Origin of the sequence: Lichenibacterium minor (genome assembly GCF_004137685.1) — a bacterium.
GTDB lineage: Bacteria > Pseudomonadota > Alphaproteobacteria > Rhizobiales > Beijerinckiaceae > Lichenihabitans > Lichenihabitans minor.
The window spans coordinates 309635-327620 of the sequence record NZ_QYBB01000002.1; the positions used below are offsets into that span (position 1 = coordinate 309635).

A 17986-nucleotide genomic window follows, 5' to 3' on the forward strand; every position below is an offset into this window, starting at 1 on the left:
AAGGCGAAGTCGTCAATTCCAATCGCGCCCGACGGCGATGATCACGGAACGCGACACAGGGTTTTCGGCGGCACCTATCGCTGTCTGGCCGGCCAGGTGCGCGCGGGCGGGACGGCGGAACAACATCAAGACGGCAGCTGGCGGGGACCACGGACCGAAAGGCTCCGCATCGTCCTGTCGAGCCCATCGATGCGATGGGCGAAAAGTGGCAGGAATGATATGGACCGATGCTCGGAGCGCCCGGCATTGTGACGGTGGCGCCTCGGCCCTGGAGCCTGCCGTTGCTGTCTGCATCCGAACCGATCCCCCGACGGAAGCTGTCCGACGAGGTTTTCGACCGGCTCAAGCGCATGATCATGTCGGGCGAGGTGAAGCCGGGCCAGACCTTGCCGTCGGAACGCGACTTGATGGACCGGTTCGGCGTCGGCCGGCCGGCGATCCGCGAGGCCATGCAGGCGCTGGCCAATATGGGGCTGATCAGCATCTCCCACGGCGAACGGGCCCGCGTCTGCCAGCTCACGGCCCGCTCGATCACACAGCAGGTCGATCTCACGGCCCAGATCATGCTGGCGACGTCGCCGCAATCGCTCGATCATCTCAAAGGGGCCCGCGCGTTCTTCGAGCGGGGCATGGTGCGCGAAGCCGCGCTGAGAGCCGACAGGACGGATGTCGATCGGCTGAAAGACACGATCGACAGACAGCGCGGGGCGCTCGGCGATGCGGATCGTTTCATCGCCGAGGACATGCGCTTTCATACCGAGATCGCCACGATTTCGGGCAATCCCATTTTCGAAGCGGTGAGCGAGGCCCTGCTCGGCTGGCTTCGGAGCTACCATACCGAGTTGCTGATCTGGAGCGGCAAGGAGACCCTGACGCTGGCGGAGCACGCGGCGATCCTCCAGGCCATCGAGACCCGTGATCCCGAGGCCGCGGAGCGGGCCATGGCCCAGCATCTCGACAGGTCGGCCGCTCTCTACGTCCACCCCGCGTGAGAGCGCTCGTTCAGGCGCTCCGGAAGCGCACGACCGCGTAGGGCGGCAGGTCCACGCGACCGTCGAGGCACGGAGATCCGTCCGGAAAGTCGCCCGCACGAGCCTCAACCAAAGCGCTCGCGTCGAGCACGGCGCGGTCCCACGAGGAGCCGGCCGGTGCCGCGATCCGCAGCGCCTGTGTCCCGTCCGTCAGATTCGCGCCCCACAGCGTCACGCGGCCCTCGCGATCCCGCGACGCCACGCCCAGGACACGGGCCTCATGGCTCGAGCCCAAGGCGACTCGGGCCTGCCCGGCGAGGGCGGCCAAGCCGCGCGCCACGTGAAAGACCGGTCGAACGCGACCCGAGACGTCCTCGTCGAGAAGCCCGAAGTCGCCCGTCAAGGCCCCGACCGTGAGGGTGTCCAGGGCGCCTTCGCCGGTCTGGCTCGCGTAGCCGACCAGCCAGGCCGCGGCGAACAGGCCGCGCTGGCGCGGATCCCACCGCGCCATGCACACCCTGTCGTCGTCGGGATTGTCCATCGTGCGCGAGCCGTAGGGGTTCTGGCGCATGCCGATCGTCGAGGGGCCGATGCGATAGAGCTTGTCGCCGATGATGGCCCGGCAGGAGCGCGTGATGTGAGGCAGGGCTTCGAGCGTCTGCATCACGCTGCGATCGTCGGCCGCGTGAACGATCGGACTGGTGGTGTGGGTCACGAAATCGAGCATCGCCACGGGTGGCCGCTTTCTGTTCAGCTCCGTGAAGGTGCTGAACATGCCGCCGCCGAGGCGTAATCCGGGAAAGGCACGCCGCGCCGCGGCATAAACGTCGGGCAGCGGCGGGCAATCGGGCCAAGCGCTGCCCGGCGGCGTGGACTGCCGGTCGACCGCGGGGCTGACCGCGATCGCGTCGAGCTTCAAGCCGGCCTGTCGCACCAGGGCAGCGATGGCGGCCAGTTCGTCCTCCGGAGCCTCACGCCCCGGAACCACGCATTCGAGCACGGAGCCCGCGTCGACCAGAGCCTGGACGCGAGCGAAGCCATGCAGGGCCTCCGGGCCTTGGCCCACCGAAGGATCGAGGGCAAACAGCAGGCTCTGCGGCGCGACTTCGCGCAGACGGCCCGCCGCGCGCACCGTCGCCTCGACCTCCTCGGGGACGACGACGAGGCCGATGGCGGGCATCGCGCCGGAAACGTCGCCGAGCGTGAGCACGACGGCGTCGGTCGAGGCGGGCCGGGTCGCGGGCGCCATCGGCTTTCCCCAGATCGCGAGGCGCACCGCCTGCCGTTGCGGCGCGCCGTCCGGAAGCCGGTACGGCCACGGCAGCGCGAGAGGCCGGACATAGGTCTTGTAGGAGGTATCGGACCAGTTGCGCTGATCCTCCATCTCGAACGTGTCGCCCTCCAGGCGGCAGGTGGCCGAAAGCCCACGGCGCACCTCGTGCGTGATGGCGCGGATGTCCTTGAACGGCTGCCAGGGTTCGATCAGGTCGGGCATGCGGGTCTCTTCGATCGACCCGTCGCCATGCTCGATCGTCACCGGCCGTCCGGCGAGGTGGCGGATCGGATGCAGGACGCAGAACCCGCAGCGATTGGTTTCGAACCCACCCCGGGCCTCGGCCTCGGCGTCGAAGGCGAGCGTCCCGTCCTCGGCACCGCGAATGGCGACGCGGTAGCTGAGGGTGGCTCCCGAGGTCGAGACGCAGTGGCCCGTATAGCGGACCGTGAACTCGCCCTCGCGCTCCTCGATGCGGAGATCCGCGATGGCCGGCGCGAGGGTTCCCCAATCGGCATCGCGCACCACGTAGGCCACGGCGCGCAGCACCTCCGTGCCGCCGAACCGGATGGCCCGCAGGTTTCCCTCGACGAGCTCCGCCACGAGGGCACCGGCGACGAGCAGGCGCGAGGCCGGGGCCGGGGCGGCGGTTCCGTACCAGGCGATCAGAGTGTCGGCATCCGGCATGTCGCGTTTCCCCGTGCAGGTGGTCTGGACTACAGCGTGTCGGGGTCGATCCGCTGCAGGCTCGCCGCGCTGGCATAGGCGGCCTCGACCAGCGCCAGGGTTTTCAGGTTGTCGCGCCCCGACGTCTGGGGCTCCCGTCCCGCGCGCAGGCATTCGGACCAATGACGCTGGATGGCCAGCACGCTTTCCTGGATGTTGTGCCAGGGCCGCGCCGCCCAGGGCAGCAGGGGCGGCGCCACATCCGTTTCGGTGGCGCCCGTCGCCGTGGCAACGGTGAGGCGGTAGCCGGCCGAAAGCCGGATCGTGCCGAGCGTCCCGTCGACTTCGACGAGGGTCTGCGGAAACGGTTCCTCCCCGAGCGTCGTCGCATAGGAGCAGTCCACCACCGAGGTGGCGCCGGACGCGTGGTCGAGCAGCATGGTGGCGACGTCCTCGCCCCTGATCGCCGGATTGACCCGCCGGGTGCGGGCCGTCAGCCCCGAAACGTCGCCGAACAGGTAGCGGGCTACATCGAGGCTGTGGATGCCGAGATCCTCGATGATGAAGCGGCTCCCCTCCGCGAGATAGGGCTGGCCGGCGAAGACGTCGTAGCCCGAGCGGAACGACACCCGTCCCCAGAACGGCGTGCCGATCTCGCCGCGGTCGAGCACCGCCCGCACGGCCTGGATGGGGCTCTGCCAGCGGAAGTTCTCGTGCACCATTAGGGGAACGCCGGCGTCGGCGCAGGCCGCCACCATGGCGCGGGCATCGTCCATCGTGGCGGCGAAGGGTTTCTGGCAGATCACCGGCAGGCGGTGGCGCGCCACGCGTTCGACGAGCGGGCGATGGCTCGCCACCGTGGTGGCGATATCGACGAAGTCGAGCCCTCCGTCGGCGAGCAGCGCGTCGGCGTCGATGTAGCGCCGGCCGATGCCGAACTGGTCGCCGACCAGCGCCAGCCGGGCGATGTCGCGGTCGCAGAGGGCGACGATCTCGACGCCCGGCACGTCGCGCCAGGCATGAAGCTGGTTGACGGCGAAGAAGCCGCAGCCGACCAGGGCGCCGCGTAGCGGGGGGCTCACGACTGACGCGCCACCTGGAGCAGCGCCACACGCTGCTGGAGTTTCCGTTGCGCCTGGTCGACGACGACGGCCGCGATGATGACGAGGCCCTTGATGACGGTCTGCCAGAAGGAGCTGACGCCCATCATGACGAGGCCGTCACCCAGGATGCCGATCACGAAGGCGCCGATGACGGTGCCGCCCACCGTGCCGCGCCCGCCCGACATGGAGGTGCCCCCGAGGACCGCCGCCGCGATGGCGTTGAGTTCGAAGGTCTCGCCGGTGGCGGGATGCGAGGCCATCAGCTCGGAGGCGATGATCAGCCCCACGATGGCGGCACAGAAGCCCGAGAACATGTAGACGAACATCTTGACCCGATTGACCCGGATGCCCGACAGGCCCGCGGCGCGCTCATTGCCGCCGACGGCGAAGATGTGGCGCCCGAGGGGTGTCGATCGGGCCAGATAGGCGGCCGCCAGCGCCACCACGACCAGCGCCCAGACCGCATAGGGCAGGTCGAGGAAGCGACCTCCTCCGAGGACGTCGAAGCCCTGGTTGGCATGGGCCTCCGTGCCGGCGAGGTTCGGGAAGGTGCGGCCTTCGGACATCAGCAGCGCCGCGCCGCGCGCCACGTAGAGCGTCCCGAGCGTGGCGATGAAGGGCGCCACATTGAGGCGCGTGATGAGCAAGCCGTTGACCACGCCGACCAGGATGCCGATGGCCAGCGTGACCAGCACGGTTTCGGGCACGCTGAACCAGACCGTGTAGCCGATCGGCAGGGCGAGACCGTTCATCAGGAGGCCGCCCGCCACCATGGAGCAAAGCCCGACGATGGAGCCGACCGAGAGGTCGATGCCGCCCGTCACGATGACGAAGGTCATGCCGATGGCCAGGAAGGCGTTCAGCGCGACGTGTTTCGCCATCAGGATCAGGTTGGCGGTCGACATGAAGTTCGGCGCCAGAATGGAAAAGACGATCAGCACGGCGAAAAGCGCGATGAAGGTCCGCAGCTTCATCAGCGTCAGCAGCAGCGTGCCGCCACTCGGTGCGGTGCTCGGGATGGGCTGCGGCACGGCGGTCATGCGGAAACCTTCTCGGGGGCAACAGGACTGGGGCGCGTCGGGGCGTGGCCGGCCGCGGAAGCGGCCACCACCTTGGCCTCGGTCGCGTCGGAGCGATCCATGAGGGCTGTGAGCCTGCCGTTGCTCATGACGGCGATGCGGTCCGACAGGGCCATGACTTCCTCCAGGTCGGAGGTGACGAAGACGATGCCGAGGCCCTGGGCGGCGAGCCGGCGCATGGTGAGAAAGACGTCGGCCTTGGCGCCGACGTCGATGCCGCGCGAGGGTTCGTCCATCAGCAGCACCTTGGGGTTGGTCAGCAGGGCCTTGCCGATGACGACCTTCTGCTGGTTGCCGCCGCTCAGCGACGAGACCGGCAGGTCCGTATCGGCCGCCTTGATGTTGAGGTCCGTGATCGCCCCCGCGACGGCTTGGCGCTCGGCCTTGCGCCTGATGTGGATGCCGCGGACGTAGCGGTAGAGGCTCGCCATGGTGAGGTTCTCGGCGATGGACAGCATGCCGACCTGCCCTTCGCGCTGGCGATCCTCCGGGATCAGGGCGAGCCCTCGCGCAATGCGGCCGGTGGTATCGAGCCGTGTGATCGGTTGCCCGCACAGGGTGAACTGGCCCGTGGCGAGCCGCTGCCGGCCCATGATGCAGTCCAGCAATTCGCTTCGCCCGGCACCCATCAACCCGTAGACGCCGAGGATCTCGCCGGCGCGGAGATCGAAACCGACGTGGTCGACCGACAGTCCGCCCGTCACGCGCGGCAGGCTGACGTCCCGCGCTTCGAAGATCACCTCGCCGATCCGGTGACCGACGCCCTTGGCGAAATCCTTGGCGTCCTGGCCGATCATCTGGCGGACGATCCAATGCGTGTCCACGTCGCGCATCCCGGCCTGGCCGGTGACGCGCCCGTCGCGCAACACCGTGATGTAGTCGCCGATGCGGATCAGCTCCTCGAGCCTGTGGCTGATGTAGACGATGGCGACGCCCTGCGCCTTGAGGTCGGCGATGACCCGGAACAGCACTTCGACCTCGGTGGCGCTGAGCGCCGAGGTCGGCTCGTCCATGATGAGGATGCGGGCGTCCTGGGCGACCGCCTTGGCGATCTCGACCAACTGCTGCTGGCCGATGCGGAGATCCTCGACGAGGGCGCGCGGATCTATGCCGGTCTGCAGGCGCTCCATCAACTTGGCGGCGCGGCGCTCCTGCTCGCGATAATCGATGCCGCGCAGCCCGCGCGTCACCTCCCGCGTCGCGAAGATGTTCTCGGCCACCGACAGGTTGCCGAACAGGTTCAGCTCCTGGAACACCATGCCGATGCCATGCGCCACCGCGTCGGCCGTGGTGGGGAAGCGCACCGTTTCGCCGTCGAGCACGATGCGGCCCAGCGTCGGCTGCTCGACACCGGCGATGATCTTCATCAGCGTCGACTTGCCGGCGCCGTTCTCGCCGACCAGGACGTTGACGGCGCCACGGCGGACCTCGATCGTGGCGTGCTTGACCGCCAGCGTGCCCGAATAGGCCTTGGACACGTCGTCGAGCCTGAGGACGACATCGTGGTCCGGGCTCATGGCTTCGGTCCCACGGTCAGCTCGACCGGCGTCACCAGCGGAGGAGCGTCACCGGAAGCGGATGCGAAGACCCCGGTCGCCGTGACGTGACGGCCGACGAGGTCTTGGCGCGGTGCCACGGCGAGCGCCGTCGCGTTGGCCTTCGTGTTCAGCGCCTTGCCGTATTGCGCGTAATCGACCTGATTCTTGAAGGATCCGAAGGGATGAAGGGACAGGATGTCCCGGATCGCCGTGCCGCGCACCACCGGGCCGAGTTGCAGCGTCACGAGATGTCCGCCTCGCGTCTTCACGTCGAGGGTGGCGGCGCGGGAATCCGTGTTGGCGGCCGTGACGGTGCCGTCGATGTCGGTGGCATAGGTCCAGGACGCGCCCGCCTGGTTCTCCCGAAAGCCGTAGCGCGCGCCGGCGTCGTCCGGCGACGCCTTGATGGCCTCGGCGACGGCGTCGTAGGGGCCGGCCTTGGACCGGATGAACGGGAGGATCTTGCCGCTCCAATCCGCCTCGACCATGGCGGCGGGGTCGAAGGAGCCGTCGTTGATGAAGACGGAGGTCGCCGTCTGGTTCGGGTCGGCCGCCGGGGTCTTCTCGATGCGGCAACCCGAGATCGAGAGCGCCACACCGGTCACGCCGGCGAGGGCCAGGAAGATGAAACGCATCGACGCTCCCGATCGAGGAAGAGGCGGGCGCCCGTCGCGGGCGCCCGGAGGGAGACGGATCAGGGCTTGATCTGGAAGGTCTCGAGCTTCGGCGCGTTGTCCTTGGTGATCAGTACGCAATCCATCAGCTGCTTTTCGGGCTGGCCGGTGGATTTCGTCTTGAGATACTGGTCGGCCTGCTCGACCGCCATCTGGGCTTGGCGAAAGGCGGGCTGCAGGACGGTAGCCTTGATGGTGCCGGCCTTGATCTGGTCGCGGACATCGTTCGAGCCGTCGAAGCCCACCACGATCACGTCGGGGCGATTGGCGGCCTTGAGCGCCGCCTGGGCCCCCATCGCCATCGTGTCGTTGCCGGCGATCACGCCTTTCACGTCGGGATGGGCCTGCAGCATGGCTTCCATCTTGGTGAAGGCCTCGGGCTGGCTCCAGTTCGCCGACTGCGTGGCCAGCATCTTCATGTCCGGATAGTCGTCCATCACGTCGTGATAGCCCTTCGACCGGATATGGGCGTTGACGTCGGCATCGCGGCCGGTGAGCTCGACGTAATTGCCCTTCTCGCCCATCTGCTTGACGAACTCCTGGGCGCCGAGCTGCGCGCCCTGGTAGTTGTTCGAGACGATCTGGGCCACGGCGACGCCGGTGGCGTTGATCTCGCGGTCGATCAGGAAGGACGGCACGCCCGCCTTCTTGGCCGCTTCGACGGCGGCCACGCTGGCGTCCGATCCCGCATTGTCGAGGATGATCGCCTTGGCGCCACGCGCCACGACGGAATCGACGAGTTGGAGCTGCTTGGAATTGTCGTCGTCATGCGAAAGCACGATCGTGTCATAGCCCAGCTGCTCGGCCCGGGCCTTGGCGCCGTCCGCCTCAGCCTTGAAGAAGGGGTTGTCGAAGGACGGCGTGATGATGGCGACGAGGTCCTTGGCCTCGGCGCGGCCTGCGGAGGGCAGGACCGCCCCGGCACCGAAGAACACGGCGCCGGCGAGCAGCGTCGACAGGTAAACGCGGTTCATGGATTTCCTCCTTGGGATGGATCGCGCCAGCCCTCTTGGATGGGGCCGGTCGCGGGACTTCGGTCGCGGTGCCTGCGGGTCAGGTGATCCGCTGAATGCTGGCGGCGATCTCGTCGGGCTCGAAGACGCGCTTCCAGTCGGGCCGCATCAGCACCGGCTTGCCGAACTCGATGGCCTTGTTGCAGGCGTCCGAGAACAGGCCCGGCCGTTCCTCGAAAATGACCGATGCCAACACGTTGAGATGGCCGAGGAGGAAATCGCGCGCCGCTTCGCGCGGCACCCCGCGCGCCACGACGTCGTCCATCGCCTCCTTCATGACGACCAGCAGGGTCGCCGCGACCGTCTCGCTGAGACCCGGCTCGAGCAGCGCCATCTGCTCGACCGTCACGCGATGGGAGCGCATCACCGGCGCCCAGATCACCTTGGCGACCTCCTCGCCGAGCGCATAGTCGCTGTCCGGCCCCTGCATGAGGGCGCTGACGATGTGCTGCTTGGCGGCGATCCCGCCGAAGTAGTCGGTCTTGGCGTACATCTCCGTTTCGTCGTTGAAGATCGGCGGATGGCACGGATGGGTGACGAAATAGGTGAGGTCGTCGCGCTTGGGCAGGTGGCCGGCGAAGGGCGCCGCGGCGTCGAGCACCACCACCATGGTTCCGGCCTTGAGCGACGATGAGATCCCGGCCGCCACCTTGCCGATCACCGTGTCGGGCACGGCTAGGATCACCACCTCGGCGCCGTCCAGCGCCTCGGCCGGGTCGATCGCCGTGACGTCGAGCTCGCGCAGGCGCTCGCGTCCAGCATCGCTCGGCTCGACGTGGCGCACGTCGAAACGGGAGCCCTTGAGATTGGCGGCGAGCCGATAGCCCATCTTGCCGCCGGCTCCGAAGAGAGCGATCGCGGTCATTGGCAGTTCCTCCCGAATTGGCGTCGATCAAAACCCAAGTGGTATGATGAGTCAACCAGCCTGGGCCTGACCGAGACGGATCGCCTCGAAATAATCGTCGTATCCGACCTGTCCGCCCTTCAGGGCGACCTCGAGACCGTCGAAAGCACCGCGGTCACTGAAGGCGGTGCAGAGCGGCGAGCCGGGCGTCTGCGGCAGTGGCAGTCGAGTCGTCAGGGCGAAGACGTCGAGTTCCCTCAAAGCGTGGGACGAGGTGTCGCCGCCGGCCACGACGGCCCGGCTGAGCCCGTGCCGCTCGACCAGAGCGCTGAGGATCCGGCCCAAACCGCGGGCGAGTGCGTGTCGCCCCTCCGGCAGGGCATCGATCGCCCCGCCGAGATCGGTTTCCGGGCCGAGCGCCGTGTAGAGGATCACGCTCCGCCCATCAGACAGCGCTTGCGAGCCCTTCGCGACGGCGTCGGCCAGGGCCTGTTCGGGCGACAGGATCATGTGGCGGACATCGAGCGAGACGCCCGCAAAGCCGTGATCGAGGGCGTAGCGGACCTGCCGCTCGGTGGTGGGGGAACAGGAGCCCGAGACGACGGCGAGCCGGTCGACGGCACCGGGGGCGGAGAATTCCGCGTGGCCCGGAGCGAGCCCCCGGTCCCTCCAGGTGGGGAGCAGCGCATATTCGATGCCGGACGAGCCGACGACGAAACTGCCTCCCGGCTCCCGCCCGCGCCACAGGATCTCTCCGGCGGCGCGCTGGCTCGCTGCATCGGCGACATCGATCATCAGCACGCCCGGCTCCCCCGCGAGGGCCGCGGCGAGGCCGCTGTCGCGGTCCCGAGCCTGGAGGGCGGCGAGGTCGAGGAGCCCGATGCGGCGCTCGGTCTGTTGCGCGAGGTGGCGGCGGAGGTCGGCCTCGTGCATCGGCGTCACGGGATGGCGGCTCATCACGGGATGTCGGTCGATGCGAAACGTCTCGCCCCGGTAGGCGGCGAACAGCGTCCCGAAGGCCGTGTAGCGTTTCAGCTGCGGCGCCCCGACCACGACGGGCACGGTCGCTTGGCCGAAGATCGCCGCACCGATGTCGATCGCGCGGCCGATGCTGCCGATCGTCGGCGCGGAATCGAAGGTCGAGCAGACCTTGTAGTGGCACAGGGCGGCCCCGAGCCCGTGCAGCCATTGCAGTGCCGGGGTGAGATGGTCGCCCATCCAGGCCGGGCTCTGGCTGCGGCTCGTTCCGGCGATGCCGATCGCCGCGCGGGGACCCAGCCTTGCCCGCTGCTCGAGCGTCGGGATGTCGAGGAACAGGGCCGTCGACACGCCGGACGAGGCCAGCGCCTCCATGACATCGGTCGAGCCCGTCAGGTCGTCGCCGTAGAAGGACAGGAGCAGGTCAGGCATCGCCGGACGGCCCTCCGAACTTGGCGAGGCTCTGCGCGAGTTCCGGATGATCCTCGGCGTGACGCGCGAGGGGCACGCCGGCCACGGCCGCCTCCCAGGCCTGCCGAACGGCCCTGACGCCAGCGGCCGGTCCGCCTGGATGGCTGACGACGCCGCCGCCGCAGAGATACATCAGGTCCAGGGTGCGGCCGGTGCGTTCGTAGGTTTCGGGCGCCTGTCCGCCCCACTGGCCCGAGCACACGACGGGGAGCGCCGTGTCACGCGGCGAGAAGATCGGCGTCGTCACATCGGCGAAGGACGACACGAAGGAGCCGTCCGGCTCCCAGTATTTCGCTCCGATTCCGTTGATCTGGAACTGGTCGACGCCGAGCAGGCGCCAGAACTGCTGATAGACCTTGAAGCCGAGGCCGAGGCCGGGGTGGCGGGTGAGCAGGTCCCATCCGGCGCGATGGGCATGAATGACGAGACGGCTCCGCTTACGCAGGAAGCTCAGGCCGCCGAACCCGACCGACTGGATGGCGATCACGGCGGCATTGCCGCCGGCGTCCGCCACGATGTCGTGGTCGCGCAGCATCTGCTCCGGATCGGCGCTGGAGATGTTGAAGGCGTACATGACCTTCTTGCCGGTTTTCTGCTCGTGGTCGAGGACGATCGGCATGATGGCGCGCACGCGCTCGGCCAGGCTCGAATAGGCCGGGCTCATCAGCTTTTCGTCGTCCTTGATGAAGTCGACCTCGGCTTCGACGAGCTCCCGCACCATCGCGGCCGACTCCGCCGGGCGGAGGCCCAGGGCCGGCTTGACGATGGTGCCGATGATGGGGCGCCCCTCGACGCCGGTCAGGCGCAGGCTGCCGGGCGTGCCGAATTGCGGACCCGGATGGGCATCCGCGAAAGCCGGCGGCAGCACCATGTCGACGACGCGGACCCCCGTCAGCTGCTGGATCGAATAGGTGCCCCCGATGGCGATCGTCATGAGCGCGGCGAGGTCGGTCCCGACCGCATCGAGCGGAAAGTCGATATCCACGTCGGCGCGGTTGAAGGTCCGCGGTCGTGCAGGCTCCTGCCCGTGCGGGTCTCCAAACGAGGGCGTGCCGACCGGCGCGAGCGGCCGGATGGCGACGACGCGCGCTGCCACGCGGGCTTTCAGCTCCGGCGTTTCCCCGGGAAGCGCCACGAAGGTCCCGGTCGACTGGTCGCTGGCGATCTTGGCCGCCACCCGCTCGACATCGCCCGGAGCCTCAACCCGGTAGGTGAGGCGGATCACGTCGGGCACGGCGTTCAAACGTCGGCTCCCGTCGGTGCCGCCATGTTTCGGAAGGCCGTCGCTCCCGCACGGCTCCGCTCGGTGACGGTGAGGAAGACGAAGACCACGACGCCGAAACAGGCGAGGGCGCCGCCGAGCGTGATCAGCGCGGCCGGATAACCGCCCGAGGCCTGCCGGATCCAGCCCGTCAGATAAGGGCCGATGAAGCCGCCCAGGTTGCCGATCGAATTGATCAAGCCCAAGGCGGCGGCGGCCGAGACTCCGGAGAAGATCTGCATCGGTACGGTCCAGAAGACGGTGTTGGCGCACCAGATCCCCATCGCCGCCACGCAGATACCGAACAGGCCGACGATCGGCGACGTGCTCAGCGCCGCCAGGACGAAACCACATCCTCCCAGCACCGCCGGCACCAGGATGTGGAAGCGGCGTTCGCCATGCCGGTCGGAGTGTCGCGCGTTCAGCATCATGGCGACGGCGGTGCACAGGAACGGCAGCGCCGAGATGAAGCCGACCTGCAGGTTGGACAGGTTGCCGACACTCTTCACGATCTGCGGCAGCCACAGGCTGATGCCGTAGATGGCGACGATGTTCAGCATGGCGGCGAAAGCCAGCACGACGGCGCGGGGGTCCTTCAGCGTCGCCAGAGCGCCCATGCGGGACTCGACCGGCTTCGCGCTCGCCTCGGCGGCGAGCGTGTCGGCCAACCAGCGCTTCTCCTCGGCATCGAGCCAGGCCGCCTGGGCGGGATGGTCGGTCATCACGAACAGCGTCACGATGCCGAGCATGACGGCCGGCACGCCCTCGACGATGAACAGCCACTGCCAATTGGCCAGGCCGCCGCCCGAGATCGAGAGGATGAAACCTGAGACCGGGGCGCCGATGACCAGGGAGACCACGGATCCGAGCGAGAAGGTCGCCATCACGCGGGCCCGGGCTTCGCGCGGGAACCAATAGGTCATGTAGAGCAGCACGCCGGGGAAAAAGCCCGCCTCGGCGGCCCCCAGCAGAAAACGCATGACATAGAAGGACGTGGTGCCGCTCACCCAGGCCATGCCGACCGCCAGGATACCCCAGGTGACCAAGATGCGGGCGATCCAGCGCCGGGCACCGAAGCGGTGCAGGGCGAGGTTGCTCGGGATCTCGAAGAAGAAGTAGCCGATGAAGAACAGGCCGGCCCCCAGGCCGTAGACTTCCGGCGTGAAACCGAGATCCTGGTTCATCTGCAGGGCAGCGAAGCCGACGTTCACGCGGTCGAGGAAGGCCACGAAGAAGCACAGGATCAGGAAGGGCAGCACACGCCACCGCACCTTGCGGACCACGGCTTCGCCGAGCCTGACGTCGTCCATATCACCCTCCCGGCGCTCGCCGTTGCGAGCTGATTTATTATGTCATCATACCAGTACGGGGCGCTCGGAAGGGTGTCAATGAGCGGTTGGTGGACGCGATGCGGGCGAAGCGCCGCTCGGCCGCTCCGCCCGCGTCGCGTCGGACATCACGCGTCTCCCGTCACGGTAAGGCCAATCGAGCGCGCCTTGACGCCCAGCAGGCGGTCGAGTTCGCCATCGACACGGGTGATCGTGACCGATACCCCCATCATCTCCAGCGAGGTGAAGTAATTGCCGACGAAGCGGTGCCGGATCGTGATCCCCCGGTCCGCCAGGATCTCGGCGACATGGCCGTAGAGTATGTAGAGCTCCATCACCGGGGTCGCTCCGAGGCCCGAGACCAGGACGGCGACATCGTCCCCGCGGTCGAAGGGCAGGTCCGGCAGCACCGTTTCCATCATGGTGGCCGCCATGGCGCGGGCTGGTTCGATCGCCCGGACCGCGATGCCGGGCTCGCCATGGTGGCCGATGCCGACCTCCATGGTGCCGTCCGCGATCCGGAAGTTCGGCTTGCCGGCCGCCGGGATGGTGCAGGGCGTGAGGCCGATCCCGATGCTGCGGGTGGCGTCGATGGTCTTCTGCGCCACGGCGATCACGGCTTCGAGATCGGCACCTTCCGCGGCAAGCGCCGCCGCGGCCTTCCACATCAGGACCTCGCCCGCGACGCCGCGGCGCTTGCCGCGTTCGTCGAGCGGCGCCGAGGCGGCGTCGTCGTTGGCCACGACCGTCCTGACATCCAGCCCTTCCCGCGCAGCGAGCCGGACCGCCATCTTCACGTTCATGTTGTCGCCGGCGTAGTTGCCGTAGAGGCAGGCGATGCCGCGACCGCCGTCGGCCGCCTTGAAGGCGGCCTGGAAGGCCCGGGCCGTCGGGGACGCGAAGACTTCGCCGATCGCGACGGCATCGAGCAGTCCCGGCCCGACATAGCCCACGAAGGCCGGTTCATGGCCCGAGCCGCCGCCCGACACGATGCCGACCCGACCCGCCGATCCCGCGCCCGCGACCCGGATCACGCGCGGATGCGCGGTGCCGGCCAGGAGATCGGGATGGGCGAGCCTGAGACCCGCCAGGGCATCCTCGACGACATCGTCGGGGTCGTTGATGATCCGGTTCATGATCCCTCGCGGCTGCGCGATGTGGAGCCGCCGTCGATGGCGCCGACGGACGACCGGCATCGCTTCATGTCGGGATCGCTAGAGCCGATGGACGGCTTACGCTGCGCCGACCTGCCCGACGATGCCGAGAAAGCCTTCCGGCGCCCAGGCCGAGCGGCCGATGAACAGCCCGTCGATGTGGGGTTGGGCCGCCAGGGCGACGCAATTGCCGGGATTGACGCTGCCACCGTAGAGCACGCGCAACTCATGTCCCGTCACCTCGGCCAGCGTCGCCTTGATGCGGGCGTGCTGCGCGTCGGCGAAGCCCGGCTCGGCCGGCGTGCCGCCCTCGCCGATCGACCAAACGGGCTCGTAGGCGATGACCACGCGCTCGGCCTCGGCGCGGGAAATCCTGGACACCGCGGCCCGCACCTGGCGCTCCAGCGCCTCCGCGGTGCGGCCCGCGTCATGTTCGTCCCGCGTGTCGCCGACGCAGACGAGCGGCGTCAGGCCGTGGCGCAGCGCGGCGGCGACCTTCATCGACACGGTCTCGTCCGTTTCGCCAAAATAGGTGCGCCGCTCGCTGTGGCCGATCTCGGCGATCGTGGCACCGCAGTCGGCTGCCATGGGGGCGGAGATCTCGCCCGTCCAGGCTCCGGCCTCGGCCCAATGAACGTTCTGCACCCCGACCCTGACGCGCGTGCCGGCCAGCAACCCTGCGACCTCGGCGACCGCCGTGAAGGGCGGGATGACGAAGAGCTGCGCGGCCGTGTTGCGTGCGAGGTCGGTCCCCACCAGCGCCTCGGCGAAGGCCCGCGCTTCGGCGCGCAGCTTGTTCATCTTCCAGCTCGTGCCGATCCAGAGCGTGTCGAAGGCCATGTGGTCGCTCCGGTTCAGGCGGCGCGCGACGGGCGCGCCTCGATATGGGCGGACCAGAAGGCCACCGACTCCCGCATTTCCGATACCACGGCCCGGTCGGCCGGCTCGCGCTCGCGCCAGGCGAGCTCCAGGCAAAGCTCGTTGTCGGTGCCGCCTCCGTCCCGCACCGCGGCGAGCAGAGCGTCCGGCTGGATGCGGCCGTCCCGGTTGCGCTCGGCGGTGAAGGGCCAGTGGCCACCCTTGTTCATGGTGGACTGCTTGATGTGGATGATGGGCGAACGCGTCGCGAAATTGCGCGCCCAGGCATAGGGGTCGGTGTCGGCGGGGTCGGAGGACGACACGTCGCCATGGTCGATGTCGACCATGGGCAGCAGCGGCAGCGGCAGGGCGCCGTCGTCGATCTCGGCCTGGAGGGTCCGCGTCCCGGCCTGGGTGTGGCCGAGTTCGCGGCCGACCGACATCGGCTCCCAGAACAGCCAGGTGAGGCCGCGTTTCGCCGCATGGTCCGCCACGTCGCGCCAGCACTCCAGCGCCTGTGCCAGCCGCGCCGCGCGCCGGGCCGGGTCGTCGTGATCGCGGAAGGTCAGGATGGCATATTGCGTGCCGATCGCCGGGCAGCCGAGGTCGGCGGCGATGTCGGCCAGCCCCTTGAACCAGGCGACCGAATGAGCCCGGGCTTCGGGGTCGGGATGACCGAAGTGGTTGAGCCGCCCGTAGGGCCCGGTCATCATCGACGTCACCGCCAGACCCTCGGCGGCACAGCTCTGCGCCATGCGGTCCGTCGTGCGCCGAACCAGCGCGGCGGGCCAGGCGGGGTCGATGAACTCGTGGGTCAGTTGGATCCGGCCGATGCCGACCTCGCCGGCCAGCACGCGCGCCAGTTCCTCGGGCTCGGCGAAGCGGTTCACGAAAGGGTTCGTGCTCAGCGACAGCGTGAAACCCATGCCCTCCCCCGATCGTCGCGCGGCTTGCTGCCGTTGCCTGTGAAAAGAAGCAGGCTTGAAAAAATTTTGCAACTGCTGAAATTTAACACAGCGCCCGGCATGTCCGGGCAGATCATCGGGAGGATCACATGAAGCTCGTCATCGGTGCCGACAGCGCCGGCAAGCCGTTGCTCGACGTCCTCGCCAAGCACCTCGCCAGCAAGGGCCTCGATGTGACGGACCTGTCGCCCGGCTCCGGCTCCACGCCGGAGTTCTATGCCGACACCTCGGAGCGCGTCGGCACGGCGATCACACGGGGCGAGTTCGATCGCGGCATCCTGTTCTGCGGCACGGGGATCGGGGTCTGCATCTCGGCCAACAAGGTGCCCGGCATCCGCGCCGCGCTGACGCACGACACCTACTCGGCCGAGCGGGCAGCCAAGAGCAACAACGCCCAGATCATCACCCTCGGCGCCCGCGTGGTCGGGCCGGAACTCGCCAAGGCCGTGGTGGACACTTGGCTTGCCTCGGAGTTCGACCCGGCCGGGAGCTCCGCCGGCAATGTCGGCGCGATCGACAAGCTCGACGGGAAATACTCGAAGAGCTGAGGCGGCCCCGCCTTTCCCACCTCCGTCTTGGCGAGGAGCGCGGCGCCGAAGCCACCCAGCCCACGGGTTCCGTGGAGCACGGCCGTCACGGCCCTCCACGCTTGCTGGGCGGCTTCGCTGTGCTCGCCATGACGGCACAGGTCCGCTTGACGCAGGCTCCGGGCCGTGAAATCTTTTACACAACAAGAATGTTTTTGCAGGGCAGGACAGAGTGAGCCGCACGCCGGATCCGAACCCGATGGCCGAAGACGACGCGAGCTTGGCGGCCCGCGCCGCCTGGCTGCATCACGTCGGGCGGCTGACGCAGGGCGAGGTCGCGACCCGGCTGAACGTCCCCAATGTGAAGGCGCATCGCCTCATTGCGCGCGCCGGCCGGGAAGGCATGGTGCGCGTCTTCGTCGACGGCGAGATCGCGAACTGCTTGCAGCTCGAGCAGCAGTTGTGCCGCGCTTACGGCCTTGGCTTCTGCGAAGTGGCCCCTAACGTCGACGATGATCCCTTGCCCCTGCGCTCGCTGGGCGTGCTCGGCGCGCGCTACCTTCGCCTCATCTGCGAAAAGGGCGAAGACGCCGTGATTGGCATCGGCCATGGCCGCACGCTCGCGGCCTGCGTCGAGCACCTGCCCCGGATCGACGCGCCGCGGTTGAAGTTCGTGTCGCTCCTCGGCGGCTTCACCCGCCGCTTCGCCGCCAACCCGTTCGACGTCATCAACCGCATCGTCGAACGCACGAGTGCCGAAGCCTATGTGCTGCCGGTGCCTTTCGCATTGAATTCCGCCGAGGACCGCGCCGTGCTGATGGCGCAGCGCGGCATTGCCGATGTCTTCGCGCTGGCCCGCAGCGCCACATTGCGCTTCGCCGGGATCGGCATCGTGGACGGCCACGCGGCCTCGCTCGCCACCTCCGGGATGATCGAGCCGGCGGAATTCGACGAGGTCGCGCGCGCCGGGGGCTGCGGCGAGATCCTGGGCCATTTCTTCGACGAGCGCGGGCGCCCCGTCGAAACCGAACTCTCGCCGCGCATCGCGGCCCTCGACCTCGACGATCTGCGCAGCGGCAAGCTCGTCGCGGTGGCAGGGGGCACCGCCAAGCCGGATGCGATCCGCGCCGTCCTGTCGAGCGGCCTGCTGCATGGCCTGCTGACCGACGAGCGCACCGCCACGGCGTTGCTGGGACCGAAACCGAAGACCTGACGCCCCGAGCGGGTTCTCCCGAACCTGCCCGGATCTCGAAACCGCGAGGGCCCAATGCCCCGCAACACGG

Annotated in this window: 16 protein-coding genes; 3 read left to right on the forward strand and 13 right to left on the reverse strand. The window is 68.7% G+C overall.

Features of this window, described 5'->3' with window-relative positions:
• The first annotated feature begins 281 nt into the window (after positions 1-281).
• On the forward strand, positions 282-992 hold the full coding sequence (locus D3273_RS03575) for a transcriptional regulator NanR (protein ID WP_129223553.1): 711 nt from the start codon (positions 282-284) through the stop codon (positions 990-992).
• Positions 993-1002: 10 nt separating this feature from the next.
• Here D3273_RS03575 and apnL read toward each other — a convergent pair whose 3' ends face one another.
• The 13 genes from apnL to D3273_RS03640 all read right to left on the reverse strand — a co-directional run bounded on the left by apnL (position 1003) and on the right by D3273_RS03640 (position 16137).
• A complete protein-coding gene (gene apnL / locus D3273_RS03580; protein WP_129223776.1) occupies positions 1003-2931 on the reverse strand; it encodes a D-apionate lactonase in 1929 nt (642 codons plus the stop codon).
• A gap of 29 nt (positions 2932-2960) precedes the next feature.
• On the reverse strand, positions 2961-3992 hold the full coding sequence (locus tag D3273_RS03585; protein ID WP_129223555.1) for a Gfo/Idh/MocA family protein: 1032 nt from the start codon (positions 3990-3992) through the stop codon (positions 2961-2963).
• Positions 3989-5053 carry an ABC transporter permease gene (locus tag D3273_RS03590; protein ID WP_129223557.1) on the reverse strand — a complete coding sequence of 355 codons (1065 nt, stop codon included), beginning with the start codon at positions 5051-5053 and terminating at the stop codon, positions 3989-3991. The genes D3273_RS03585 and D3273_RS03590 overlap by 4 nt, the downstream gene beginning before the upstream one ends.
• A complete protein-coding gene (locus tag D3273_RS03595) occupies positions 5050-6609 on the reverse strand; it encodes a sugar ABC transporter ATP-binding protein (protein WP_129223559.1) in 1560 nt (519 codons plus the stop codon). Before D3273_RS03595 ends, D3273_RS03590 begins: the two co-directional genes overlap by 4 nt.
• A complete protein-coding gene (locus D3273_RS03600) occupies positions 6606-7265 on the reverse strand; it encodes a DUF2291 family protein (RefSeq protein ID WP_129223561.1) in 660 nt (219 codons plus the stop codon). Before D3273_RS03600 ends, D3273_RS03595 begins: the two co-directional genes overlap by 4 nt.
• A 59-nt stretch (positions 7266-7324) precedes the next feature.
• Positions 7325-8278: a D-ribose ABC transporter substrate-binding protein gene (locus tag D3273_RS03605; protein WP_129223563.1), complete on the reverse strand. Its 954-nt coding sequence runs from the start codon at positions 8276-8278 to the stop codon at positions 7325-7327.
• Between the two features lie 79 nt (positions 8279-8357).
• Complete coding sequence (locus D3273_RS03610) at positions 8358-9182, reverse strand: phosphogluconate dehydrogenase C-terminal domain-containing protein (RefSeq protein ID WP_129223565.1); 825 nt, start codon at positions 9180-9182, stop codon at positions 8358-8360.
• Between the two features lie 51 nt (positions 9183-9233).
• On the reverse strand, positions 9234-10571 hold the full coding sequence (locus D3273_RS03615; protein ID WP_129223567.1) for a four-carbon acid sugar kinase family protein: 1338 nt from the start codon (positions 10569-10571) through the stop codon (positions 9234-9236).
• Positions 10564-11844, reverse strand: a complete 1281-nt coding sequence (gene oiaX / locus D3273_RS03620; RefSeq protein WP_245500978.1) for a 3-oxo-isoapionate-4-phosphate decarboxylase OiaX — start codon at positions 11842-11844, stop codon at positions 10564-10566. Before oiaX ends, D3273_RS03615 begins: the two co-directional genes overlap by 8 nt.
• Positions 11845-11849: 5 nt before the next feature.
• On the reverse strand, positions 11850-13181 hold the full coding sequence (locus D3273_RS03625) for an MFS transporter (protein WP_129223569.1): 1332 nt from the start codon (positions 13179-13181) through the stop codon (positions 11850-11852).
• A gap of 146 nt (positions 13182-13327) precedes the next feature.
• The gene (locus D3273_RS03630) at positions 13328-14335 is read right to left on the reverse strand and encodes a dihydroxyacetone kinase subunit DhaK (protein WP_129223570.1); all 1008 of its coding nucleotides are present in this window, start codon (positions 14333-14335) and stop codon (positions 13328-13330) included.
• 96 nt (positions 14336-14431) lie between these two features.
• Entirely contained in the window at positions 14432-15193 is a 762-nt protein-coding gene (locus D3273_RS03635; protein ID WP_129223572.1) for a triose-phosphate isomerase, read from the reverse strand.
• Positions 15194-15207: 14 nt separating this feature from the next.
• Positions 15208-16137 (reverse strand): sugar phosphate isomerase/epimerase family protein, encoded by a 930-nt coding sequence (locus D3273_RS03640; RefSeq protein ID WP_129223574.1) that lies wholly within the window; start codon positions 16135-16137, stop codon positions 15208-15210.
• A gap of 128 nt (positions 16138-16265) precedes the next feature.
• Here D3273_RS03640 and derI point away from each other — a divergent pair, with 128 nt between their 5' ends.
• Both derI and D3273_RS03650 read left to right on the forward strand, forming a co-directional pair.
• Positions 16266-16724, forward strand: coding sequence for a D-erythrulose-4-phosphate isomerase (gene derI, locus D3273_RS03645; RefSeq protein WP_129223576.1), 459 nt, complete (start codon positions 16266-16268; stop codon positions 16722-16724).
• 238 nt (positions 16725-16962) lie between these two features.
• Entirely contained in the window at positions 16963-17916 is a 954-nt protein-coding gene (locus D3273_RS03650; protein WP_129223578.1) for a sugar-binding transcriptional regulator, read from the forward strand.
• The last annotated feature ends 70 nt before the right edge of the window (positions 17917-17986 follow it).